This is a genomic window from Actinoplanes utahensis (assembly GCF_016862455.1).
Classification (GTDB): domain Bacteria; phylum Actinomycetota; class Actinomycetes; order Mycobacteriales; family Micromonosporaceae; genus Actinoplanes; species Actinoplanes utahensis.
On record NZ_BOMZ01000110.1, the window covers coordinates 66,718 to 89,816 of the forward strand.

Consider the following 23,099-nt stretch of genomic DNA (forward strand, 5'->3'; position numbering starts at 1 on the left):
TCCTGTGAGCGGGGTGGCGACGCTCTTGAATACCCGCCTACTGTGATCTGATGCGTGTCCTCTTCGTCGCCGCGCCGCTGGTCGGGCACGTCTTCCCGCTGATGCCGCTCGCCGGGGCGCTGCGGGCGACGGGCCACGAGGTGCTGGTGGCGACCGGTGGCGACGGGCTGCGGGTGACCGCGCCCGGTGTCGAGGTGCGCGACGTGGCGCCCGGATTCCGGTTCGTGCCGACGGCGCTCGGCGCCCTGCTGCGGCATCCGTCGCTGATCCGCCGCGAGATGGCCGGGACCGCGGGGACCCGGGCGGTCGGGCACATGTTCGGCCGGGTCAACGACCGGATCCTCGAGGCGGTCCTGGAGACCACCCGGGAGTGGCGGCCGGACCGGATCGTCTACGAGCCGCTCGCGGCGTCCGGCGCGGTGGCCGCCGCCCGCTTCGGGGTGCCCGGCATCCTGCACGAGAACTCGCTGTTCGACGGGCCCGCCCTGGTCGCGGCGACCCGGATGCGGGGACGTCCCGAGGTGGCCCCACCGGCCGCGGTGATCCGGATCGCGCCGGCGAGCGTGGCCGGCCGTGGCACCCACCTGCCGATGCGGCCGGTCCCGTACGGCGGTGACCACCCGCTGCCGGACCTGCTGGCCGGGCCGCCGTCGCGGCCCCGCGTCCTGATCAGTCACAGCACCCTGCCGCAGCCCGGCCGGGACCGGCTGACACCCCGGCTGATCGAGGCCGCCGCGTCGGTCGACGCCGACTTCGTGCTGGTCCGCTCGTCCGTCCGGCGACTGCCGCCGAACGTCCGGGCCACCGGCTGGATCCCGATCCCGGCGGCGCTGGCCGCCGGGGCCGCCATCGTGCATCACGGCGGCGCGGGCACCGTACTGTCCGCGCTGCACGCCGGCGTCCCGCAGCTGGCCGTCCGCGGCGCCGGCGACCGGCGGCACAACGCCGACCTGGTGGCGGCGCGCGGCGCCGGCCTCGCCGCCGACGAGCGGGACATCTCCCCCGAGCTGCTCACCCGGCTGGTCACCGACCCGGGCGTGGCGGCCGCGGCCCGCGAGGTCGCCGCCGAGATCGCCGCCATGCCGCCGCCGGAGGACCTGGTCGAGGCGATCCGCCAGTCCGGATAGAAGTCCTTCCCGCCGAACGCCTGCACCACGACCGCCGGCACCGCGAACAGCAGCGTCACTTCGGCCGGCCCGCGCGCCTGCCGGCTCACGATCGCCCGCCGCCCGCCTTCGGGATCTCCATCACCGGCAGGGCGGGCGGCACGAGACGGATAGCCGGTTCTTCGAGGCCCGTGACAGCGGTTGATCCACACCTGTCCATAATCTGACTTCGATCAACGGGGAGGACGACCGAAGTGAAGAAGCTGGGCTGCCAGACGACCATCCTGCTGCTGGCGCTCGTGGCCGGCGGGCTCTGGTACGGCGGCAACCTCGCCTGGAAGGCCATCCGGGGCGACGTCGCCAACGACTGGGCGGTCACCCTGGACGATCAACTGGTGAAGGTCTGCGAGGACACCTACTACACGACCGCGCCCGCCTACACCGGCACCGCGGCGCCACATCCGATCGCCGTCTACGACCTCGGCGAGAAGACACCCCGGGACGAGCTGCTGATCGGCCCGGACATCCCGGCGGCCACGAGCAAGGCCTGGAACCCGGCGAAGGCGGACGTGCAGCTCGTCGGCTGCGCGGAGAAGGTCGCCGACGGCGCCGAGATCGGAACCTGCGAGTTCGACAGCGGCATCAAGGCGCCGGTGCGGACCGGGGTCTGGGAGGTGAGGCTCCGCGAGGTCAAGACCCGCAAGGAGATCGCCACCGTGCGCATCGACGGGAAGGACAAGACCTGCCCGTTGATCAAGCTCGTCAAGGAGGGCGAGGAGCCGGTGGTGTACAGCAGCCCGTCGGTGAAGCAGTACTACGACGCGTTGAAGCAGTACGTCGAGGGCTGAGCCCGTCCCGGCGCGCGCGCCGGGACGGACCAGGACCTCAGGAACCCAGCACGGTCCACCCGGAGTCGCGGGCGCGGGCGGCGGCCAGGATGCCACCGACCGCGGCCGCGTTGGTGATCTCGCCGCGGAAGACCATGTCGACGGCCTCGTCGAGAGGCACCCGGCGGATCTCCAGGTCGGCCTCCTCGCCGGTGCGCTCGTACCGCTCCGTCTCGGAGACCGGGGCGAGGTCACGGGCCAGGAAGACCCGGACGAACTCGTCGGCGAACCCGGGCGTGGTGTGCAGATCGAGCAGCGGCTCCATCCGCCCGGCCGTGAGATCGGTCTCCTCGGCCAACTCCCGGGCCGCGGTGAGCGCCTCGTCCTCGCCGACGACGTCCCGCAGGCCGGCCGGCAGCTCCCACAGGTGCTTGCCGACCGCGTGCCGGTACTGCTTGATCAGCACGATCCGGTCCTGGGAGTCGAGGGCGACCACGACGACGGCGCCCCGGTTCTCCACCACGTCCCGGACGGCGGTGCTGCCGTCGGACATGGTCACCTCGTCGCTGTAGACCGAGAAGATCGCGCCGTGGAAGCGTTCGGACCGGGACACCGTCTCGTGGGCGAACCCCATGTCAGGCCTCGACGTCGATCTCGACCGGCAGCTCGTCCGCCGCGGCGTACGCGACGGCCGCCTTGACCAGCCCGTCGAAGAGCGGGTGCGGCCGGGTCGGGCGGCTCTTCAGCTCCGGGTGCGCCTGGGTGGCCACGAAGTACGGGTGCACCTCGCGGTCCAGCTCGATGAACTCGACCAGCCGCCCGTCCGGCGAGGTGCCGGAGAAGACCAGGCCGGACTGCGACAGCTTGTCGCGGAAGTCGTTGTTCACCTCGTAGCGGTGCCGATGCCGCTCGGAGATCTCCGTCGCGCCGTACACCTCGGCGACGATCGACCCGTCCTTGAGCTTCGCCGGGTACGCCCCGAGCCGCATGGTGCCGCCCAGGTCGCCTTTGCCGGCGACGATGTCCTCCTGGTCGGCCATCGTGGAGATGACCGGGTAGGTGGCCCGCTCGTCGAACTCGACCGAGTTGGCGCCGGTCAGCCCGGCCAGGTTGCGGGCCGCGTCGATGGTCATGCACTGCAGGCCCAGGCAGAGGCCGAGGATCGGGATCTTGTTCTCCCGGGCGTACCGCGAGGTGTTGACCTTGCCCTCGATGCCGCGGACGCCGAAACCACCGGGGATCACGATGCCGTCGGCGCCCTTGAGCGCGGCCGCGGCGCCGGCCGGGGTGACGCAGTCGTCGCTCGGCACCCACCGGATCTTGATCTTCACGGTGTTGCCGAAGCCGGCGGCCCGGATCGCCTCACTGACCGACAGGTACGCGTCCGGCAGGTCCACGTACTTGCCGACCAGCGCGATGGTGATGGTCCGCTTCGGGTGGTGCACCCGTTCGAGGAGATCGTTCCAGGTGTTCCAATTCACATCCCGGAAGGACAGACCCAGGCGGCGTACGACGTACGCGTCCAGACCCTCGTCGTGCAGCACCTTCGGGATGTCGTAGATGCTCGGCGCGTCCGGGCAGGCGATGACGGCCTCGGCGTCGACGTCGCAGTACAACGCCAGCTTGTGCTTCATCTTCTCCGGGATCTCCCGGTCGCTGCGGCAGATCAGCGCGTCCGGCTGGATACCGATGTTGCGCAGCGCGGCCACCGAGTGCTGGGTCGGCTTGGTCTTCAGCTCGCCCGACGGCGCCAGGTACGGCACCAGCGAGACGTGCAGGTAGAAGACGTGATCCCGGCCGACCTCGTGGCGCACCTGGCGGATCGCCTCCAGGAACGGCAGCGACTCCATGTCGCCGACGGTGCCGCCGACCTCGGTGATCACCACGTCCGGGACGTTGCCGTTCTCGTCCGGGTCGGCCATCGCGAAGATCCGGCTCTTGATCTCGTTGGTGATGTGCGGAATGACCTGCACGGTGTCACCGAGGTACTCGCCGCGCCGCTCCCGGGCGATGACCGCCGAGTAGACCTGGCCGGTCGTGACGTTCGCCTTGCCGGAGAGATCCCGGTCCAGGAACCGCTCGTAGTGACCGACGTCGAGGTCGGTCTCCGCCCCGTCCTCGGTGACGAAGACCTCACCGTGCTGGAACGGGTTCATCGTCCCGGGGTCGACGTTCAGGTAGGGGTCGAGCTTCTGCATCACGACACGGAGGCCGCGGGCGGTGAGCAGATTGCCGAGGCTGGAGGCGGTGAGGCCCTTGCCCAGCGAGGAGGCGACGCCCCCGGTGACGAAGATGTGCCGCGTTTCGCGCACTGATGAGGCCAAGGCCCGCTCCCGTGGTCGCCGTTTCATCGGTTCTTGCGGCCGGGGCAAGCCCCATCCACGGGAGTTCACCGTAACACTGATTGCCGGGGCCGCCATGTTCGGGCTGCTCGCGTGCGTGTCAAAACGCCCCTTACGGTATGGGCACCGGATCGCCGTCCGATTTGCGGAGCAGCGGCCCGCCGGGACCGTCGGTCTCGCCCGGCGGCGGGGTCCGGTCCGCCGCGTGCAGCAGCACCCGCAGCGCCGTCAGCACCGCCACCGGCACCGCCGCGGCCGCCGCCGCACCGGCCGCGCCCAGCGCCGTACCGCCCAGCACACCCGCGATCAGCGTGGCCACCACCGTCCCGGCCACCCCCGCCCGGACCGCCGGATGCAGGCCGTAGACCCGGTTCAGGCCGCCCCACGGGGAGAACTGGCAGAACGCCAGCATCGCCGCCCCGCACAGCGCCAGCAACGTGAGCGGGCTGTCCACCAGCGCCTGCCCGTTGGCGGCCGCGGCCCGCTGCATCGCCGGACCGGCCGTGCCGTCGCCCAGCGCGGTCAGGAACCGGCCCAGCGTGCCCTGTTCGAGCGGCGCCCGGCTCAGATCCAGCACCGCGAACGCGATGGTCACCGCGACCCCGGTCAGCGCCGCCCAGGCGAACCGCGGGAAGGTCAGCCAGCCGCCGGTGCTGATCACCGCCGCCACACACACCCCGGCGGTGACGGCGATCGCGCCGACCGGGTCCGCTCCCAGGTACGGGCTGCCGACCATGACCACACCCAGCCCGCCGAACGTCACCACGATCACCGGGCGCCAGCGGCGGCTCACCCACTGGGACACTGCCCCGGCGAGCAGCAGCAGCCCGGCCACGAACACACCCAGGCCGACACTGCCCAGCCCGGCGTACCGGACCCCGTGAATCGCCGAATACCCGGCCACGCCGTTCAACTGCAACCGCGCCCCGGTCGCCAGATCCACCGCCACCACCAGCACGGTCACCCCGGCCACCGCGGCCAGCGGCCACAGCGTCCGCTCATAGCGCGGAACCAGCCGGATCAGCAGCGTCCCCGCCACCATCAGCACCGCCGTCGCGAACCCGAACGTCCACGCCGGGTGCGAACTGCTCCACCACGGCGCCAGGTCGGCCAGCAGAGCCGCCGGAATCGCCAGGCCGGCCGCGATCAGCGCCAGCTCCGCCAGCACCACCAGCCGGCGCGGCGGCAGCGGCGGGCCCAGCGGACCGGCGTGCCGGCGGGCCCGGATCAGCACCGGGACCACCGCGAGGAACAACAGCAGCTGCAGGATCGCCAGCACGGTGAAGAAGATCTCGGCGACGCCCCGCTGGGCGATCGCCCGCCGGTCGGCGTCGTGGTCGCCCTGCATCGCCTCGGCCGGGTCCGCGGGACGGCCCGGGGTGACCGTGGCGGCGTACCCCGCGAAGAGCTTCTCCGGGGATTGCCGGCCGAGCGCCGACAACACCGTCGGCGCCAGATCGACCAGCTGCAGGTAACCGTCCCGGCCGGTGCCGGCCGAGGTGAGCCGGCCACCCGCCCAGCCCGGGCCCTCGGCGATCGCCACGTGTAGACGCGGCGTGGTGTCGGTGTCGGCCAGGCCGGCGATCAGGATCATCGAGTTCTGCGGGCGGGCGGTGAGGACCCGGGCGAGGGTACGGTCGGCGGCCTCCACCGCCGCCATCCGCTCCGCCCCCGAACCCGCGATCGTGCCCAGGTCGACGATGCTCAACAGACAGTCGCCGAGCAGCGCGGACGGATCCTCCGGCAGCTCCGGCACATAGCGGTCCACCCGGCCGAACGGGCGGGCTGCGGCGATCGCGGCGCCCGGCCCGACCGCCACCGAACAGCGCACCGACTCGACGAGGGCGCCAGGCGTCGCGCCGTACGGCAGACGGTCCTGGTTGTTGCGGACCACCGTGGGCTGATCGGTGAGGTTCGCGCCGATGCCGTCCGGCTGGGTCAGTTTCGGCGCCGCGTCCGGGCAGCGGCCGGTGACCGCCCGGGTGTCCCAGGCCGCGTAATTGCCCGCGCCCAGGGTCAGCCAGCCGTCCGACGGGCAGGTCACCGCATGCGCCGACCGGACCGACAGCCAGCCCACCGAACCGCGGGTAGCCTCCTGCCACAGCGCGGGAGTGCGGTCCGGATCCAGATCCTCCCAGCGCAGGCCCGCCGCGGCGGCGATCACCACGTAGTCGGCCTCGCCACGGTGCTTCTGCTCCGTCGGCCGCATCGTCAGGGCGGACAGGCTGGCCGCGACCACCAGCGCCACCAGCAGGTAGGGCACCCAGACGGCGGCCATCGGCCCGCGCGGGGTGCCGGGCCGGCGCACCCGCCGCAGCCGTTCCAGCCGCTCCCGCACCAGTCCCGCCACGCCTGCCCGCGCCTTCCCCACACTCACCGGCTTCTCTCCAGGATCCACCGGCTCCTTCCTACGGCTCTCCGGCTCCTTGCCCGCGTTCACGGGCTCCTTCCCCGCGTTCGCCGGCTCCTTGCCCCCGCTCACGGGTTCCTTCCCCGCGCTCACGGGCTCGTCTCCCGTACCCACCGGGTCTTTTCCCGTACCCACCGGGTCTTTTCCCGTACCCACCAGGTCTTTTCCCGGGTCCATCGGCTCTTTCCCCCGGCCCACCGGGTCTTCTCCAGGGTTCACCGGCGGACCGCCGCGACTTCCGCGTAGGCCGACCGGACGTCGGCGACCACGTCCTCCTCGCCCGGCCAGGTGGCGGCCTGCCGAGGGCCCCGGGCCGCGTAGTCGGCCCGCAACTCCGGGTCGGCCAGCAGCCGCCGGACCGCGGCGTCCAGGGCGTCCGGGTCGCGCGGCGGGATCTGCACCGCCGCGTCACCCACCAGGCCCGGCAGCCCGCCGACCGCCGTGGTGATCAACGGAACGCCGGCGTGCAGCGCCTCCTGCGCGAACAACTGCCGCGCCTCCCAGTCACTCGTGATCACCGCGAGATCGGCGCCGGCCAGCAGGTCCGGCACGTCGGCGCGGTGCCCGAGCAGATGCACCGGGGCGTGCAGCCGGGACGCCCGCTGCGCCAGCGGCATGTAACTCGGCCCCGAACCCGCGATCACCACCACCGGCTGCGGTCTCAGGTCACGCCAGCGGCCGGCGGCGTCGACGAGCATGTCGTAGTTCTTCTGCGGGTGCAGCCGCCCGACCGACACGATCAGCGGGGTGTCACCCTTCACCTGGAACTCGGCGCGCACCGCCGACCGGCTCCGCTTCGGCGGCGCCAGTTGCGGCGTCGCCACCGGCCCCAGCCGCGCGTTACGCGCACCGAGGGCGGTCGCCCGCTGCACCAGATCGTCCGAGGCGCCCAGGGTCAGCGCGGCGTTGCGCGCCACGATCCGCTCCAGCAGGGCACCGGCCTGGCCTTTCAAGCCTCGCGCGAGGACGGCGTTGTGCCAGGTCACCACGAGGGGTACGCCGGTCCGTGCGACCGACGCCACGAAAGCCGCCCGCAACCCGTGCGCGTGGATCACCTCGGCGTCCCGCCCGGCGACCGCCCGGCGCAGCTGACGGATCGCGCCGGAGTCCTGCGGCCCGGGGTCGGCCGGAATCTCCACGACCGCGAACTCCAGCCCCGACGCCGAGAACCCGAAGTGCTGGTCCACCCCCGCCGGCCCGCACACCAGCACCCGGCACCCACCGGCGACCAGGCCCCGGGCCAGTGAGGCGACGTGCTGCCCGATCCCGCCGGTACTCGACGCGACCACCAGCACGACCGAGCCGCGCCACCCCTCGTCGCTGCTCACGACCCCGTGTACCCCTCTCCTCCGGCGGCCGTCACCCGGCCGCTGGTCCGCCCGTCACCGGACCGGTCCGCGTACCCCGATCCCGCGCGGCCCAGTCTCACACCACCGCCCACCCGTCCATCGCACACCCCACCGACCGCGTGTGCGCTTGCACCACCCACCGCACCCGAACTCCCCGCACCCCCGCTGCCGGCCCACCCCTCGAACAGCGTGTGCACTTCCGCCACCTGTCGCCCGAACTCCCCACACTGCCGTAGCCGGCCCACCCTCACAGCGTGTGCACGTGCGGCGCACATAGCGGCCCGAATCAACACACCTGGCGTCAGCACGCCCCGGCGAACAGCGTGTGCCTACAGCCCGGATAACGGCCGAGGTCGACCCGCCGCCGCGGTCGGCCACCCCGCAGAAAGCCGGCTCGTGTCTCCGCCGTTCAGCGCGCTGGCTGACTCCACGCCCCAACGGTCGGCGCACCCAGCGATCAGGGTCCACCTGCGGCGTGTACGGCGCCCGAAGTCAACAGACCCACACCGCTGGCGCGCCCCACCGGAGGTTGCCCGTCGACGGGCGGGCGAGTCCGGCACCGGGTTCCTTCCGGCCGGCTCCTACGCCTGTCACAACGCGCGGGACACAGCAGTGAGAACCATCCCGGGCAAGATCCGCCGCTGTGCGGACAGGCCCACGAACCGGCGACGACGGTGGGGTCGAGGGCTAGCGGCGGAAGCGGCGGGTCAGGGTGGTGACCAGCGGAGCGATGTCGCGGCGGTCCAGGGCCCAGGCCACCGCGGCGAACACCACCGCGACCGCCACTCCACCGGCGATGCCCTGCACGAGGCTGCCGAACACGCCCGGAACGGGCCAGAACGCCGACCCCAGCACCGCCACCACGCCCCATCCGGCGAGCCCGGCGACCGCCGCGGCCAGTACCGCGGCTAGCAGCGCCCGGCTCAGCCCGGCGAGCGCCGGGGTGCCCGCGTGCCGCCGGACCGCCAGGATCAGCAAAAGCCCGGTGACCGACATGCCGATCGCGCTGGCCAGACCGAGCCCGAACACTTCCCGGCTCCCGTCCACGACGGTCGTGACGACGATCACGGCCACGCCGGCGGTGAGCCAGCCCACGGCCGAGGCGACAGCGGCCGCGACCGTGGCGCCACGTGCGTAGAGCGCCCGGGACAGCAGAGCGAACAGCGCGTAGCCGAGCAGCCCGGGCGCGAAACCGATCACGCCGGGAACCCCGTTGGGGGCGTTCATCAGGAAGGCCATCGGGACGGCGAGGCCGGCCAGCGCGGCGGTGCCGAGCCCGGCGAGCAGCACCACCGACCGGGCGGTTCCGGCGAGCGCGGTGGCGTAGCCGGTCTCGTCACCGGCCGCCACGGCCGCGGAAAGCCGTGGATAGACGGCTGTCGCCAGGGGAACCGCCAGCACCGCCCACGGCAGCAGGAACAGCGTCTGGGCGCCGGTGTACGCGGCCATCTGCAGGGACGCCAGCACCATGATCAGTCCGGCGACCGCCTGCTGGGCGCCGACCGTGACGGCGCCCGCCCAGCCGAGCCGCACCGCCTGCCGCCCCTCGCCGCCGGGGAACGTCAGCGACGGCCGGAGCCGCAGTCGCAGCCGGGCCACCGGGATCAACAGGCACAGGCTGAGCGCGACGACGCCGAGGGTGGTGCCGACCGACAGGGTCAGCTCCCCGGCCCGGCTGAGCCCGGCGAACCCGGTGCGGGCGCCGTCGATCCCGGCATAGGCGAGGTACGCCGTCATCACCGTCACGCTGGACAGCAGCGGCGCGATCACCGGCCAGGCGAACCGGTGGTGGGCCTGCAGGACGCCGGTCAGCACGATCCCGATGCCGTACAGCGGCAGCTGCGGCGCGAAGATCCGCAGCATCCGGGCGGCGACCTCCTGATGCTCCGGCGGCACCCCGCTGAACAGTCCGGTGATCGGGCCGGCCAGCAGGAACACGATGACGGCGAGTGGAACCGTCAGGACGAGCACCCAGGTCAGCAGTGCCGAGGCGACCCGTCCGACCCGTCCGCGGTCACCGGCCGCGACCGCCCCGGCCAGCAGCGGCACCACCAGGCTGGCCAGGGCGCCGCCCGCGACCAGTTCGAAGACGATGTTCGGCACCAGGTTGGCGGCGAGATAGATGCTGGCCAGGCCGTCGTTGCCGACGGTGTAGAAGAACACGGTGGTACGGCCGAACCCGGCGAGCCGGGCCAGCACGGTGAGCACCGAGATCAGCGCGGCCGCGCCGGCGAGCTTGGCGACCGTGCTCCTCCCCGTACCACCGGGGGTGGAGGAAGCCCGCGAAGCGGAGGAATCACTCGGGGTTGCGGAAACCGGCGAAGCGGAGGAATCACTCGGGGTTGCGGCAGCCGGCGAAGCGGAGGAGAGCCGCCCGCCGGAGGAATCGCCTGGTCTCACTGGGGCCGGCGGCCGAGTTCGTCGATCGTACGCAGCCACGGCGTGTCCTGGATGACCTTGGTGAAGCTGACCTTCTCGCTGGCCGCGGTCAGCGCCGCCAGCGCCGCGAGCGCCGCCACCCGCCCGGACGTGCCGCTGCGGGCGACGAGGGCGACGCCGAGCAGCGCGCCCAGCGAGTTCGCCCCGGCGTCGCCGAGCATGATCTCCTCGTCCAGGTCGCTGGAGAGCAGCGCCGCGCCCGCGCCGAGCGTGCCCGCGGTCATCGACGCGTTACGGCCGGCGGCCAGCGGGGTCCCGATGATCGCGGCGGCCTTGATCGCCCGGCCGGGCCGCAGGTCGAAGAGGTTGAGCAGGTTGGCCGTGCCGGCGATGACCCCGGCGCCGAGCAGGACGTCCATGCCGCGGCCGAAGCGGGACCGGCGGTCGCTGCCGATCAGCGCGGACGCGGCGAGCCCGGCCGCGCCCACCCCCGCGATCTTGAGGAGGCCACTGGTCACCTTGCCCTCGCGCAGCGCGCCGAGGTGCCCGGCGAAGCCCTTGAACGCTTTCTGGTCGGGCCGGCCACCGACCAGATCGTCGTAGAAACCGACGGCGCCGCTGACCCCGCCCGCGGCGACCGCGGCGGCGGCCAGGCGGCCGGTGCGCGCCCCGGTGACCGCGCCGATGGTGGCGCCGGCCGCCAGCGCGGGACCGCCGGCGAGCGTCACGGTCCGGCCGCGGAAGTTGGTCCGCTCCAGGGCGGAGGCCTTCGGATCCTGCCGGATCCAGGCGAGCACGGTCCTTGCGACCAGGGCGCCGACACCGGCGGAACGGAGGTAGGCCATGGGCGCAGAGTCTAGACGGGTGCGGCTACGGAGCGGCGGACGGCACGATCGAGGTGGCGCCCGCGGCCAGCCCGTACTGCCCGGTCTTGTTCTGCACCAGGCGCTCGACGGTGACCAGCGCGGTGGCGACCTGACCCTGCACGGTGCTCACGTTGTCCACCGTGGAGATCTTCTGCACCAGGGTCGGGTCGTTGCGGATCGCGGCGACCAGGTTGCCGTCGCCGGCGCCGTCCCCGGCGACCACGAGCGGCCGGTTCTTGGCGAACTGGTCGGCCATGGTGACCGCGAACCGGCTCTTCCGCTCGGCTTCCTTGTCGGTAGCCGGCACCCCGGCGACCAGCACGACCGCCTCGGCGCCGCCGGTCGCGCCGTCGGAGACGGTGAGGTAACCGGCCTTGCCGAAGGCGGTCAGCACCGCGGTCACGTCGTCCGGCAGCGGGGTGCTGGTGGCGCCCTGCTGCAGGGTCAGCGCCAGCAGCGCGCTCGCGGTCTCCACACCGTCGCTGTTCATCGGCAGGCCGGCGGCCGGGATGCTCTGCCGCGACGACTGGTCGGCCAGGTCGAGCAGCTCGTTGACGAAGTTCGGGTCGAAGAACTTCTCCTCGACGTCGACCCGGGCGGTGATCGTCGCGCCGGCCACGGTGAGCATGTCGACGACGCCCTTCGCCGGGTCCTCGACACCGGGCAGCGCCACCACGGCCAGTTTCCGGCCGGCCAGCTTGCCGCCGAGCAGCGCCGGGGCGATCTGGGTGGCGAACTCCTGGTTGCGGTTGACCTCGTCGTTGAGCTTGTTGACCTGCTCACGGCGGACGTTGTTGTCCTTGTTGAGCGCGGCGAGGTTGTTGCGCAGGTTCTCGGAGACCGGGCCGTTGAGGGCGGCGGTGCCGACCACCAGGCCGATCGCGAGCGCGAGGAAGACCGCGGTGAGCGACACCACGTGGTACCGGAAGTTGATCACAATGCCCTCGGAAGACCCTCAGAAAAGATTGCCGAGCTGGAAGAGCAGATTGTCCCACCACTCGGACACGACGGTGAGATAGGCCTTCCCCACCGTACTGACCGCGACGGCGGAGGCCATCGCGGCCAGCGCGGACAGCACCAGCAGCAGCACCGCCGACCCGGAGATGCTCTGCCGGTAGAGCCGGCTCACACCTTTCGCGTCGACGAGCTTGCCGCCCACCTTGAGCCGGGTGAGGAACGTCGAGGCCATGCCGCCGCGGCCCTTGTCGAGGAACTCGACCAGGTTGGCATGCGTGCCGACGGCCACGATCAGGGACGCGCCCTTCTCGTCGGCGAGCAGCATCGCCAGGTCCTCGCTGGTGGCCGCGGCCGGGAAGGTCAGCGCGGCGACGCCCAGGTTCTCCACCCGTTTGAGGCCGGGGGCCCGGCCGTCGGGATAGGCGTGCACGACGATCTCGGCGCCGCAGCGCAGCACGTCGTCGGTGACCGAGTCCATGTCGCCGATGATCATGTCGGGGGTGTAGCCGTTCTCCACCAGGGCGTCGGCGCCGCCGTCCACCCCGATCAAAACCGGTTTGTACTCCCGGATGTAGGGCCGGAGAACCTCCAGGTCCTCCTTGTAGTCGTAGCCCCGGACGACGATCAGCACGTGCCGGCCGCCGATGCGGGTCTGCACGTCGGGCACGCCGACACCGTCGAGCAGGAGGTCGCGCTCCTGCTTCAGATAGTCCATCGTGTTCGCCGCGAACGCCTCGAGCTGCACCGACAGGCCCTCGCGGGCGTCGGCCATCGACTTCGCGACGGTCTCCGCGTCCTGCCGGGCACCGGTGGCGACCGGCTCGCCGTCGACCAGCACGGTGCTGCCGTCGATGCTGACCGTCTGGCCCTCGCGCAGACCGGCGAACACGTCCTCGCCGAGGTCGTCGACGAGGATCACCCCGCCCTGGATGAGCACCTCGGGGCCCAGGTTCGGATAGCGGCCCGAGATCGACGGCTTCGCGTTGAGCACGGCCATCACCCCGGACGCCACCAGCGAGTCGGCGGCGACCCGGTCGAGGTCGACGTGGTCGATGACCGCGATCTCACCGGGCCGCAGCCGGCCGGTCAGCCGCTTGGTGCGCCGGTCCAGCCGGGCCACGCCGGAGACCGGGCCGGGCTCGGCGCCCTTGGCCCGGCGCAGGGTGGGAATGGGAAGTCGCATCCCGGCCATCCTGACACGCCCCCGCACCCGTTCACCCCGCGACATGCGCCAGCTCACCTCTATTAGGCGCGTTTCTCCCGAGCAGCCACGGAGAGTAGCTCCTCGGCATGCGCGATACCCAGATCCGAATCGGGCAGACCCGCCAGCATCCGGGACAATTCCCGTGCTCGCTCGGTCTCCTCCACGATCCGCACACCACTCGTGGTGATCGCTCCACCGGTGTCTTTCGCCACCACCAGGTGCCGATCGGCGAAGGCCGCGACCTGCGGCAGGTGCGTCACGACCAGCACCTGATGGGTCCGCGCCAAGCGGGCCAGTCGCCGCCCGATCTCCACCGCGGCCGTGCCGCCCACTCCCGAGTCGACCTCGTCGAACACCAGGGTCGGCGGACCACCGGCGCCGGCGAACACCACCTCGATCGCCAGCATCACCCGGGACAGCTCACCGCCGGAGGCGCCCTTCTGCAGGGGCAGTGCCGGAGCGCCCGGATGCGCGTGCAGCCGCAGCTCCACCTCGTCGGCCCCGTCCGCCCCGGCGGCCAGGGTCTCGCCGTCGACGGTCACGGCCGGCTCGTCCCGCGACGGGCTCCGGGTCAGCACCGCCACCTCGACCCGGGAGTGCGGCATCGCCAGCCCGGCCAGCTCCACGCTGACCGCCTCGGAGAACCGGCCGGCCGCCTCCCGCCGGGCCGCGGTCAGCCGCCCAGCCAGCTCGCCCACCGCCGCCTCCAGGCGCTGCCGCTCCCTGTCGAGCTCCTCGAGCAGCTCGTCGGAGGTGTCCAGCTCGCTCAGCTTGGTGCGGGCGTTCTCCGCCCAGGCGATCACACCGTCGACGTCGTCGGCGTACTTCCGGGTCAGGGCGCGCAGCGCGGCCCGCCGCTCGTAGATGGCCTCCAGCCGGGCCGGATCGGCGTCCAGCGAGCTCAGGTAGCCCGACAGCTCCGAGGCGACGTCACCGGCCAGGGTCGCGGCCTCCTCGATCCGGGCCGCCAGGTCGCCCAGCGACGAGTCGACCGCGGCCTGGCCCTCCAGGGTGCGCCGGGCCAGACCGAGGAGCTGGGTCGCGTCGGGGGTGTCGTCGGCCGCCTCGACGCCGCCGGCCAGGGCCTGCGCGGCCAGGGCGGCCGCGACCCGCAACCCCTCGGCGTGCTCCAGACGCTGCACCTCGTTGCGCAGCTCGTCGTCCTCGCCGGGCTGGGGGTCCACCCGGGTGATCTCGTCGAGGCCGAGCTTGAGCAGGTCGGCCTCCTGGGAGCGCTGCCGGGCGTTGCGCTTGCGGTCGGCCAGGTCGTCGACGACGGCACGCCACCGGCCGAACGCCTCCCGATAGGTGTCGATCAGCTTCTCGTGCTCGGGGCCGGCGAACCGGTCGAGTGCGGACCGCTGCTCCGACGGGCGCAGCAGGCGCAGCTGGTCGGACTGCCCGTGCACGGCCAGGATCTGCTCGCCGAGCTCGCTCAGCGTGGACACCGGCATGCTGCGGCCACCGACGTGCGCCCGGGACCGGCCCTCGGCCGTCACCGTGCGGCTCAGCAGGATCGAGCCGTCGTCGTCGGCCTCGCCACCGGCGTCGGTGATCCGGGTCCGCACCGCGTCGCCCAGGGTGCCGCGCAGTTTCAGACGGCCCTCCACCACGGCCCGGCCGGGATCGGCCCGGACCCGGCCGGCGTCGGCCCGGCCACCGAACAGCAACCCGAGCCCGGTCACCACCATCGTCTTGCCGGCACCGGTCTCACCGGTGATGACATTCATTCCGGATGTGAGCCGAAGCGTCGTGTCGTCGATGACGCCGAGCCCGGTGATGCGCAGTTCCTCCAGCACAGCCAGACAGTATCGGGACCCCCCGACAATTGCCCAACCCTGGGGTCTCTGATCAGCGTCGATTGCCTCGCCAGCCGACGACCGGCAGGCCGAACTTCGCCACCAGCGTGTCCGTGAACGGGCGCGGCGCCAGCCGGACCAGGCGAACCGGGAGCTGACCGCGTTCCACGGTGACCGTCGTGCCCGGCGGCAGATCCCAGGTGCGGCGCCCGTCACAGCACAACACCGCGAACGAGGTGTACGGGTCGACGGTCACCACGAACGTCGACGTGGGCGCGGTCACGATCGGCCGGCTGAACAGTGCGTGCGCACTGATCGGCACCAGGATCAGCGCCTCCACCTCGGGCCAGACCACCGGGCCGCCGGCGGAGAACCCGTACGCCGTCGACCCCGTCGGTGTGGCACACACCACACCGTCACAGCCGTACCGGGACAGCGGCCGCCCGTCCACGTCCACGAGCAGTTCGAGCATCTGCGCCCGCTGCCCCTTCTCCACGGTCACCTCGTTGAGCGCCCACGACTCGGCGATCAGGCGGCCGTCGTACTCGGCCCGTACGTCCAGGGTGAGCCGCTCGTCGACCGTGTAGTCCCCGGCCACCACGTCGGCGACCGCCTGGTCGATGTGCTCGATCTCGGCCTCCGCCAGGAAACCGACCTTGCCCAGGTTGATCCCGAGCAGCGGGGTCTTCGACGGCCGGGCCAGCTCGGCGGCGCGCAGGAAGGTGCCGTCACCGCCGAGCGCCAGCACGATCTCCACGCCCTCGGCCGCGTCCGGGCCGTAGACCGGCTGCACCCCCTCCGGCAGCTCCAGGTCGTCGACCTCCTCGGCGATCACCCGCACGTCGAAGCCGGCCGCCAGCAGGTCCAGCGCCACCGCCCGGGCGTGCTGTGTGCTCTGCCGACGCCCGGTGTGCGTCACCAGCAGGGCCGAGCGCGTCATCTCTCCTCCAAGAGCTCGACAGCATGCGGTCCGGCCTCGACCACTGCCTCGACCCGGGCCGGATCAGCCGGCGGGGCGTCCCGCCGGAACCACACGAAGAACTCCACGTTGCCGCTCGGGCCCGGCAGCGGGCTGGCGGTCACGTCCGCCACACCCAGCCCCAACCCGGCGGCGGCCGCCGCCACGTCCAGCACGGCCTCGGCACGCAGCCGCCAGTCGCGGACCACCCCGCCCGCGCCGACCCGTTCCTTGCCGACCTCGAACTGCGGCTTCACCATCAGCGCCAGATCGCCGTCGTCCGCGGTGCACGCGGTCAGCGCCGGCAGCACCAGCCGCAGCGAGATGAACGACAGGTCCGCCACGGTCAGATCCACCGGGCCGCCGATCGACTCCGGCGTGATCGTGCGGACGTTGGTGCGCTCCTGAACCACCACCCGCTCGTCGGTGCGGATCGGCCAGGCCAGCTGCCCGTACCCGACGTCCACCGCCACCACCTGCCGGGCGCCGGCTCGCAGCAGCACGTCGGTGAACCCGCCAGTGGACGCCCCCGCGTCCAGGCAGCGCCGCCCGGTCACGGCCAGCCCACCCGGGCCGAACGCCGCCAGGGCGCCGGCCAGCTTGTGGCCACCGCGCGACACGTACTCCGTCTGCGGGTCCTCCCCGGTGACCAGGATCGGGTCGGCCGGGTCGACCATCGCCGCCACCTTCTGGGCGACGGTGCCGCGCACCTGCACCCGGCCGTCCGCGACGAGCGCGGCGGCCTGTTCCCGGGAGCGGGCGAGCTTGCGACGGACGAGCTCGGCGTCGAGACGCGCACGGCGGGCCATCAGATTCCTTTTATCGGTACGGGGTGGTCAGCGGCCCTTTTCACGACGACGGGATCCGTCGCTGGGCGGGCCTCAACGGTCGATGCTGGCCAGGGTGTCCTGAAGCACCTGATGCGCGGCCTCGAACTCGGCGATCTGCTCGGCCGGGGCCAGCCGCGCGGCGTTGGCGAGCGACCGTAACACCGCGTCCACCGCGGGATGCCCGGTCCCCTCGCCGTCCGTACCGCCACCCATGGAGTAGGCCGGCCGCACCGCTCCGGGCGGCGGCCCGGGCACGCCCGCCGGACCCGGCCGGGGGCCCGCGGACGGCGGGCCCGGCCGGAACCCGCCGGTCGGTGGACCGGGACGCGGACCGGGGCTCGGATAGGTCACGGCGTCACGCCTCCGTGCTCTCGGCCGTGCTGACGCTGTCGCCGGCCGGTTTCGGCTGAGTGGGCACCTGCGCGGTCTTCCGCGGCGCCGCCCGGCGCCCGGTTTCCTTCCGCGGCTCGGACTCGACGGCCTTCGCCGGGGTCCGCCGCCGGGGCGCGGTCTTCCGCGGTGCCGGCGGCACCTCGGTGGCGGCGGCGGCAGCGGTCACCGGGCTCACCGGAGCGGGCACGGTCCCCTCCGGCTGCGACACGACCGGAACCGGCTCCACGAACGGGACAGCCGTCACCGGAGGCCGCTTCACGGCCGCCTTCTTCACCGGAGCCGCCGGCTTCTCGGCCGGAGCCGCAGGCGCCTCGACCGGAGTGGAGGCAGCCTCCACGACCGGACCGGTGGCCTTCCGCGGCGCACGCTTGGCCGGCGCCTTCTTGGCCGGGGTCTGCTCAACGGGCGCCACGGCCCGCTTGGCGGGCGCCTTCTTGGCCGCGGGCTGCCCACCGGGCGCCACAGCCTGCTCAGCGGGCGCCACGGTCTGCCCAGCGGGCGCCGCAGCCTGCTTAGCAGCTGCTGCGGCCCGCTTGGCGGGCGCCGTAGTCTGCTTGGCCCGCGCACGCTTGACCGGCGCCACCGTCGGCGCCGGCTCGGTGGCCGGGCTGAGCGCCGCCGCCGGCATCGCGTTCGGCTTCGGTTTGACGGCCTTCTTCGCGACCGCCTTCTTGCCCGGGGCCGGGGCCGGGGCCGACGCCGGGGTCGGGGTCGGCGCCACGGCCGAAGCCACTGACGGCGCCGGTTGAGCCCCGGCCCGCGCCTCCCGCAACTGCCGCTCCAGGTCGTGCACCCGCGACGTCAGATCGGACACCTCGTCCGCGGTGGCCAGTCCGACCCGCCCGAGCGCCCGGTCCACCTCGTAGCGGACGATGTTCGTCAACGCCTCCCGGTTGGCCAGGCTCGCCGACAACAGGTCCTCCACCACGCCCTGCATCTGCGCCGCCGTGGCCCCGCCCCGGGTCAGCAACTCCCCGGCGACCTGCTGCGCCCTCTTCCGGGGGGCCTCCGTCAAGCCGAGTGCCAGGTCCAGATAAGCCCGCCATGCCTCTGGCATGTCCCGCCTCCTCTCGCCGCGTCGGGTGCCACGCTACCGGGCACCTCCGGGATTCTCCTGAGGTACCGTGCCGGTGTCGTGAGGGAGGATGGTCATATGGCCACCACCGTGGATGACTGCCGCCAAGCCCTGCACGACCTCGCCGCGAAACTCGACGCCAACGCCGAGGCCCGCGGCAAGCTCGATCTGGACCGCACTCTCGCCTGCCGCATCACCGATCTCGGCGCCGCCTTCCACGGGCGGATCACCGGTGGCCGGCTGGTCGACATCGCCGACGGCGACGACCCGAAGGCGAAGATCGCCCTGGTCACCACCGGCGACAATCTGCTCGCCCTGGTCCGCGGCGAGCTGGACATCACGCGCGCCCTCGCCGCCCGCCAGATCTCCATCAAGGCGAATCCGTTCGACCTGCTCAAGCTCCGCAAGCTCCTCTGACGACCGCACTGCACCGGTTGTGCCCGGGGATACGGGCACGACCGGTGCGCGAGTTCAAAGATCAGCTCGTGAGGCAGAAGGCGCGACGGCGGTTCTCCCCACCGCGAACGGTGCCACGATGGTTGAGGAAACCCGACGGCCGGCGGCCGTGCCGGCCCTTCACAGGGAGGGATCATGAAACATGCCCACCCCGGCCCCCCGCGCTTCGACGCCACGCTGACCTCAGCCAACGTGCACGAGCGCGCCGAGCAGGTGTCCGTACCCGCCTTCGACTGGATGAGCGGCCCCGTCCTCGCCTTCGTCGACGGGCTGCTGCACATCGACCGCGACGCCCCGCTCCCGCGGCGTCGCCGCTACCAGCCGGTCCCCGGCCCCGTCTCGGCGCATCCGGCCGACGACGCCGCGCACAGCGCCTCGCACCTGCTGGCCGACCTGACCCGCATGCACCGCCGCTGAAAAACGACGCGGCCCGGGCTGCGCATCCCGCAAGATGCGCGGCCCGGGCCGCATCCCCCCGTGCAAAATCTCTTTCCGGTACGCCGTGAGCCGTCCCCGCCGCGCCTCACCCGCCCGTGCCCGTCCACGCGAGGTGGTCCCGGCGAACGACCGGAACGCGGCCGCCGGGCCGGAGCGCCGGTGCGGGTCGACCCCGCACGGATCAGCGGCGAATCTCGCAGCTCACCTGCGTGCTGGACGCCCCGGCGTCACAGATGTCGCCCCGGCGGGTCTGGGTGCCCCCGTCGAGGTGGTCGCGCGCCCGCGGGTTGTCGGTCAGGTCGCCCTCCGGGTCCGACGCGCCGGGGTCCTGCTCGCCGATCAGGTGGTCGTCCCCGGCCTCGCCACGGAGTGTGTCGTTGCCGGACTGGCCGACGAGGATGTCGTGGCCCGTACCACCGGCGATGTAGTCGTTGCCGTACCCGCCGGTGATCCGGTTGCCGGCGGCGTTGCCGATCAGCCGGTCGGCGCCGCGCCCGCCGATGAGGTCCTCGACGTCGGCGCCGACGCTGTCGCCCTCGCCGCGGGCGCCGTCGTCGCCCTTGGCCCCGTCCATGTCGACGTACACCGCGCCGGTGCGGGAGCCGTAGTAGGCCAGGTCCCGCCCGGTCCCGCCGCGCAGCACGTCCCGGCCCGCGTCGGCATTGAGGTAGTCGTTGTCCGTGCCGCCGTCGAGGTGGTCGTTGCCGGTTCCGCCGCTCAGGCTGTCCCGGCCGCCGCCGCCGGCCAGGACGTCGTTGCCGGGGCCGCCGTCGAAGCTGTCGTAGCCCGCTCCGCCGGTGATCCGGTCGTTGCCCGGGCCGCCGAGAACGTCGGCGATCATGCCGGCCCGATCGGTGAACCGGTCGTTGCCGTCGGCGAGATCCACCGTGACGAACGCGACCTTCGACCGGGAGGTGCACCGCACTCTGGTCCGGTCGTCCTTGACGGCCGAACAGCCGGGGCCGGCCTGGATCGCGACCCGGTCGTCGAGCGTCACGATGCCCCCGAGCGGGTGATGACGAGATCGTTGGCGGCGCCGCGAGCGGCAGTGAAATGCACCGCACTGCCATCGACGATCCGCGCTGTCCCGGCCGTGGCGGCCGCGGCCTGAGCCGGCGCGGGCAGGAACGCCGCCCAGGAGACCACAGCCCCGGCGACGGCGAGCGCCTTGATGCTGAACTTCATGCGAATCCCCCGCTGTTCGCCGCGCCCGATCCGAGCACGGTGTGTCGGCTACATCAGGTGCGATGCGGCCGGGAGCGGGGTAGTTCTCGACAATTGGTAACGGAAAGATAACGACTCGAACGAGGGTGCCGGATACGAACGTGGCGCCGGACCCTCCTCGAGGAGGGTCCGGCGCCACGGTACGTCGATGCGGGTCAGAGGCCCCAGGAGCGGAGCAGTTCGCCGGCCTCAGGGGAGTGCGCGGTGATCGCGGACGGTGCGACACCGTCCCAGGTGACCGCACAGAGCAGGCGCAACGCCGTCACCGGGTCGCCGGAGCCGGACAGGACCGCCCGGTCGCCGTCTCGGGCGACCCGCCAGCCGCCGGCCTCGCCGCCGGATACGGGCACCCGGGCGTCGTCAGCCGGGCCGAAAAGCCCCGACAGGTCGGCGGTCACGAAGGTGGGGCGCCGGTCCTCGGGCGCGGCCAGCAGGTCCGCCGGGCCGCTGACCCCGGTGAGCACCAGCAGGCTGTCGACGCCCGCGGTGACGGCGCCCTGGATGTCGGTGTCGAGACGATCCCCGACGGCGAGGGGCCGCTGCGCGCCGGAGAGAGCCGCCGCGGTCCGGAACAGTCCCGGCTGCGGCTTGCCGACCACCACGTCCGGGTCCCGGTCCAGGGCGGTCCGCAGCACGGCGACCAGCGAGCCGTTGCCCGGAAGCGGGCCGCGCGGGCTCGGCAGGGTGCGGTCGGTGTTGGTGGCGAACCAGGTCGCCCCGGCCCGTACCGCCAGCGCCGCCTCGGCCAGGATCTTCCAGCCGACCTCGGGCCCGTATCCCTGAACCACCGCGACCGGCTCGTCCGCCAGCTCGCTCACCGGCACGAGGCCCGCGTCGCGGACCTCGTCGCGCAGCGCCTCAGCGCCCACCACCAGCACTTTCGCGCCGGCCGGCAGGCACTCGGCGAGCAGGGCGGCCGCGGCGCCGGCCGAGGTCAGCACCTCGGCCGGTTCCGCGCTCACACCCATGCCGTTCAGCAGTTCGGCCACCTCGCCGGCCCGCCGGGACGCGTTGTTCGTCGCGTAGGCGATCGGCGTCGAGCCGGCACGCAGCCGCTCCACCGCCTCCGCCGCACCCGGGATCGGCTTGTCGATCAGGAGGACGACACCGTCCAGGTCGAAGATGACCAGGTCGTAGCCGCCGGCGAGGTGATCGCTCATGCCTGCGGCTTCTTCTCCTCGTCCTTGTCGTCAGCGGCGTCGTCGTCGGCCTTCTCGACCGAGTCCGTCACCGCGCCGCCGACAGCCGCCTTCTCGTCCGCGGCCTCGTCGGCCGCGTCGTCCAGGGCGCTGTCCACGCTCGGCTTCGCGGCGCCGGCCGGAGCATCCAGCGAGTCGGTGACGCCACCGGTGACCACCGGCGCGTCCTTCTCCTCGCCGTCGAGCCCGTCGGTGTTCACGTCGGTGTCCTCGACAGCCACCGCGTCCCGCTCGTCGTCGTCCTCGAACTCGCCGTCGAGGTCGTCCTCGTCGTCGAAGTCCTCGTCCTCGTCCTCGTCGCGGTCGTCCGACTCGTCGGCGTCACGGTCGCCGGCCTCGGCCGACGCGCCGTTCCCGGTCGCCTCGTCCTCGTCGTCCTCGTCGTTCTCGTCGCCCTCGATGGTGACGCCGTCGAGCTCGAGCAGGCGCTCGGCCGCATCGGTGACCTGGTCCTCGTCGGCTGCGGCGGCCCGGGCGAACCACTCCCGCGCCTCCTCACGACGACCGCCCGCCAGCAGAGCGTCCGCGTACGCGTACCGCAGCCGCGCCGCCCACTCGGCGTCCTCGTCCGCGGTCAGCTCCTTGACCTGCAGCATCGCCGCCGCCGCGTCGTGCTGCCCCAGGTCGCCCCGGGCGCCGGCGGCCACGATCAGCAGCTCGATCGCACCGGCCTTCTCCAGCTTCGCGACGTCCGCGCCACGGAACAGGTCGATGGCCCGCTCCGGACGGCCCAGCGCCCGCTCGCAGTCGGCCAGCTCGGCCAGGTGCGTCTGCAGCCCGGTCATCCGGTGGTAGGTGCGCAGCTCAGCGATGGCGGTCGTCCAGTCACCGGCCGCGTACGCCGCCAGCCCGACGGCCTCCCGCACCACCGCGATCCGCGAGGCGAGACGCCGCGCCGCGATCGCGTGCTTGAGCGCCAGCTCAGAGTCCTCGTCGATGATCGTCCCGGCCGCGACCAGGTGCCGCGCGACCTTGTCGGAGACGTCGCGGGCCAGGCTCACCAGCTCGGCGCGCACCTCCTCGTCGAGGTCGAGAGCCGTGATCTCCTCGGGAATCTCCGGAGCCTCGAACGACGCCTGCCCGTTGTCGTCCCGGTCCTGCGGGCGCTGGTCGGCGTCACCACGGTAGCCCCCACGGTCGTCACGCCCCTGGTAGCCGCCACGGTCCCGGTCGCCACCGCGGAACCCGCCACGGTCGTCACGCCCCTGGTAGCCGCCACGGTCCCGGTCACCGCCGCGGAACCCGCCACGGTCGCCACCACCCTGGTAGCCGCCGCCCTGGGGACGG

General features: G+C 73.1%; 20 protein-coding genes and 1 pseudogene. 4 read left to right on the plus strand and 17 right to left on the minus strand.

Annotated elements, in window-relative coordinates; genetic code table 11:
• Nucleotides 1-50 precede the first annotated feature (50 nt).
• Both Aut01nite_RS39310 and Aut01nite_RS39315 read left to right on the plus strand, forming a co-directional pair.
• On the plus strand, nt 51-1,127 hold the full coding sequence (locus Aut01nite_RS39310; protein WP_043528375.1) for a nucleotide disphospho-sugar-binding domain-containing protein: 1,077 nt from the start codon (nt 51-53) through the stop codon (nt 1,125-1,127).
• A gap of 233 nt (nt 1,128-1,360) precedes the next feature.
• Nucleotides 1,361-1,954, plus strand: a complete 594-nt coding sequence (locus Aut01nite_RS39315; RefSeq protein ID WP_043528373.1) for a hypothetical protein — start codon at nt 1,361-1,363, stop codon at nt 1,952-1,954.
• A gap of 37 nt (nt 1,955-1,991) precedes the next feature.
• Here the strand turns inward: Aut01nite_RS39315 and Aut01nite_RS39320 are convergent, their stop codons facing one another.
• The 13 genes and pseudogenes from Aut01nite_RS39320 to Aut01nite_RS39380 all read right to left on the minus strand — a co-directional run.
• Complete coding sequence (locus Aut01nite_RS39320; RefSeq protein WP_043528372.1) at nt 1,992-2,567, minus strand: NUDIX domain-containing protein; 576 nt, start codon at nt 2,565-2,567, stop codon at nt 1,992-1,994.
• A 1-nt stretch (nt 2,568) separates the two neighbouring features.
• Nucleotides 2,569-4,257 (minus strand): CTP synthase, encoded by a 1,689-nt coding sequence (pyrG, locus tag Aut01nite_RS39325; RefSeq protein WP_043528370.1) that lies wholly within the window; start codon nt 4,255-4,257, stop codon nt 2,569-2,571.
• Between the two features lie 130 nt (nt 4,258-4,387).
• The gene (locus Aut01nite_RS39330; protein WP_043528455.1) at nt 4,388-6,553 is read right to left on the minus strand and encodes a hypothetical protein; all 2,166 of its coding nucleotides are present in this window, start codon (nt 6,551-6,553) and stop codon (nt 4,388-4,390) included.
• A 347-nt stretch (nt 6,554-6,900) separates the two neighbouring features.
• Nucleotides 6,901-8,013: a glycosyltransferase family 4 protein gene (locus Aut01nite_RS39335; RefSeq protein WP_043528369.1), complete on the minus strand. Its 1,113-nt coding sequence runs from the start codon at nt 8,011-8,013 to the stop codon at nt 6,901-6,903.
• Nucleotides 8,014-8,721: 708 nt separating this feature from the next.
• The gene (murJ, locus tag Aut01nite_RS39340; RefSeq protein WP_236642899.1) at nt 8,722-10,242 is read right to left on the minus strand and encodes a murein biosynthesis integral membrane protein MurJ; all 1,521 of its coding nucleotides are present in this window, start codon (nt 10,240-10,242) and stop codon (nt 8,722-8,724) included.
• Between the two features lie 188 nt (nt 10,243-10,430).
• Nucleotides 10,431-11,258, minus strand: coding sequence for a hypothetical protein (locus Aut01nite_RS39345; protein ID WP_043528366.1), 828 nt, complete (start codon nt 11,256-11,258; stop codon nt 10,431-10,433).
• Between the two features lie 25 nt (nt 11,259-11,283).
• Nucleotides 11,284-12,216, minus strand: coding sequence for a copper transporter (locus Aut01nite_RS39350; RefSeq protein ID WP_043528364.1), 933 nt, complete (start codon nt 12,214-12,216; stop codon nt 11,284-11,286).
• Between the two features lie 18 nt (nt 12,217-12,234).
• Nucleotides 12,235-13,428 carry a putative cytokinetic ring protein SteA gene (gene steA / locus Aut01nite_RS39355; protein WP_173476712.1) on the minus strand — a complete coding sequence of 398 codons (1,194 nt, stop codon included), beginning with the start codon at nt 13,426-13,428 and terminating at the stop codon, nt 12,235-12,237.
• Nucleotides 13,429-13,481: 53 nt separating this feature from the next.
• Nucleotides 13,482-15,239 carry a DNA repair protein RecN gene (gene recN / locus Aut01nite_RS39360; RefSeq protein ID WP_043528360.1) on the minus strand — a complete coding sequence of 586 codons (1,758 nt, stop codon included), beginning with the start codon at nt 15,237-15,239 and terminating at the stop codon, nt 13,482-13,484.
• A gap of 52 nt (nt 15,240-15,291) precedes the next feature.
• The gene (locus tag Aut01nite_RS39365) at nt 15,292-16,179 is read right to left on the minus strand and encodes an NAD kinase (RefSeq protein ID WP_043528359.1); all 888 of its coding nucleotides are present in this window, start codon (nt 16,177-16,179) and stop codon (nt 15,292-15,294) included.
• On the minus strand, nt 16,176-17,006 hold the full coding sequence (locus tag Aut01nite_RS39370; RefSeq protein ID WP_043528357.1) for a TlyA family RNA methyltransferase: 831 nt from the start codon (nt 17,004-17,006) through the stop codon (nt 16,176-16,178). Before Aut01nite_RS39370 ends, Aut01nite_RS39365 begins: the two co-directional genes overlap by 4 nt.
• A 72-nt stretch (nt 17,007-17,078) precedes the next feature.
• Entirely contained in the window at nt 17,079-17,282 is a 204-nt protein-coding gene (locus Aut01nite_RS39375) for a hypothetical protein (RefSeq protein WP_043528454.1), read from the minus strand.
• 688 nt (nt 17,283-17,970) lie between these two features.
• A pseudogene (locus tag Aut01nite_RS39380) lies at nt 17,971-18,477 on the minus strand (phasin family protein); the annotation flags it as partial.
• Nucleotides 18,478-18,573: 96 nt separating this feature from the next.
• Here Aut01nite_RS39380 and Aut01nite_RS39385 point away from each other — a divergent pair.
• Nucleotides 18,574-18,912 carry an SCP2 sterol-binding domain-containing protein gene (locus Aut01nite_RS39385; protein WP_043528355.1) on the plus strand — a complete coding sequence of 113 codons (339 nt, stop codon included), beginning with the start codon at nt 18,574-18,576 and terminating at the stop codon, nt 18,910-18,912.
• A 174-nt stretch (nt 18,913-19,086) separates the two neighbouring features.
• On the plus strand, nt 19,087-19,368 hold the full coding sequence (locus Aut01nite_RS39390) for a hypothetical protein (protein WP_043528353.1): 282 nt from the start codon (nt 19,087-19,089) through the stop codon (nt 19,366-19,368).
• Between the two features lie 202 nt (nt 19,369-19,570).
• On the opposite strand, the gene Aut01nite_RS39395 is transcribed toward Aut01nite_RS39390, so the two are convergent.
• From Aut01nite_RS39395 to Aut01nite_RS39410, 4 genes are all read right to left on the minus strand, one after another.
• Nucleotides 19,571-20,386, minus strand: a complete 816-nt coding sequence (locus Aut01nite_RS39395; RefSeq protein WP_052164110.1) for a calcium-binding protein — start codon at nt 20,384-20,386, stop codon at nt 19,571-19,573.
• Nucleotides 20,383-20,574, minus strand: coding sequence for a hypothetical protein (locus Aut01nite_RS39400; RefSeq protein WP_043528352.1), 192 nt, complete (start codon nt 20,572-20,574; stop codon nt 20,383-20,385). The genes Aut01nite_RS39395 and Aut01nite_RS39400 overlap by 4 nt, the downstream gene beginning before the upstream one ends.
• 194 nt (nt 20,575-20,768) lie before the next feature.
• Nucleotides 20,769-21,773 carry an HAD-IIA family hydrolase gene (locus Aut01nite_RS39405; RefSeq protein ID WP_043528350.1) on the minus strand — a complete coding sequence of 335 codons (1,005 nt, stop codon included), beginning with the start codon at nt 21,771-21,773 and terminating at the stop codon, nt 20,769-20,771.
• On the minus strand, nt 21,770-23,099 hold a 1,330-nt coding region (locus Aut01nite_RS39410), incomplete at its 5' end, for a tetratricopeptide repeat protein (RefSeq protein WP_373871571.1). The genes Aut01nite_RS39410 and Aut01nite_RS39405, both read right to left, overlap by 4 nt.

Bases quoted from the DNA above. Each gene is read 5' to 3' on its own strand.
- Aut01nite_RS39310 (WP_043528375.1), top strand. From the start codon at position 51: ATGCGTGTCCTCTTCGTCGCCGCGCCGCTGGTCGGGCACGTCTTCCCG.
- Aut01nite_RS39320 (WP_043528372.1), bottom strand. From the start codon at position 2,567: ATGGGGTTCGCCCACGAGACGGTGTCCCGGTCCGAACGCTTCCACGGC.
- Aut01nite_RS39330 (WP_043528455.1), bottom strand. From the start codon at position 6,553: ATGGCCGCCGTCTGGGTGCCCTACCTGCTGGTGGCGCTGGTGGTCGCG.
- Aut01nite_RS39345 (WP_043528366.1), bottom strand. From the start codon at position 11,258: ATGGCCTACCTCCGTTCCGCCGGTGTCGGCGCCCTGGTCGCAAGGACC.
- steA (WP_173476712.1), bottom strand. From the start codon at position 13,428: ATGGCCGGGATGCGACTTCCCATTCCCACCCTGCGCCGGGCCAAGGGC.
- Aut01nite_RS39365 (WP_043528359.1), bottom strand. From the start codon at position 16,179: ATGACGCGCTCGGCCCTGCTGGTGACGCACACCGGGCGTCGGCAGAGC.
- Aut01nite_RS39370 (WP_043528357.1), bottom strand. From the start codon at position 17,006: ATGGCCCGCCGTGCGCGTCTCGACGCCGAGCTCGTCCGTCGCAAGCTC.
- Aut01nite_RS39385 (WP_043528355.1), top strand. From the start codon at position 18,574: ATGGCCACCACCGTGGATGACTGCCGCCAAGCCCTGCACGACCTCGCC.
- Aut01nite_RS39390 (WP_043528353.1), top strand. From the start codon at position 19,087: ATGAAACATGCCCACCCCGGCCCCCCGCGCTTCGACGCCACGCTGACC.
- Aut01nite_RS39400 (WP_043528352.1), bottom strand. From the start codon at position 20,574: ATGAAGTTCAGCATCAAGGCGCTCGCCGTCGCCGGGGCTGTGGTCTCC.
- Aut01nite_RS39405 (WP_043528350.1), bottom strand. From the start codon at position 21,773: ATGAGCGATCACCTCGCCGGCGGCTACGACCTGGTCATCTTCGACCTG.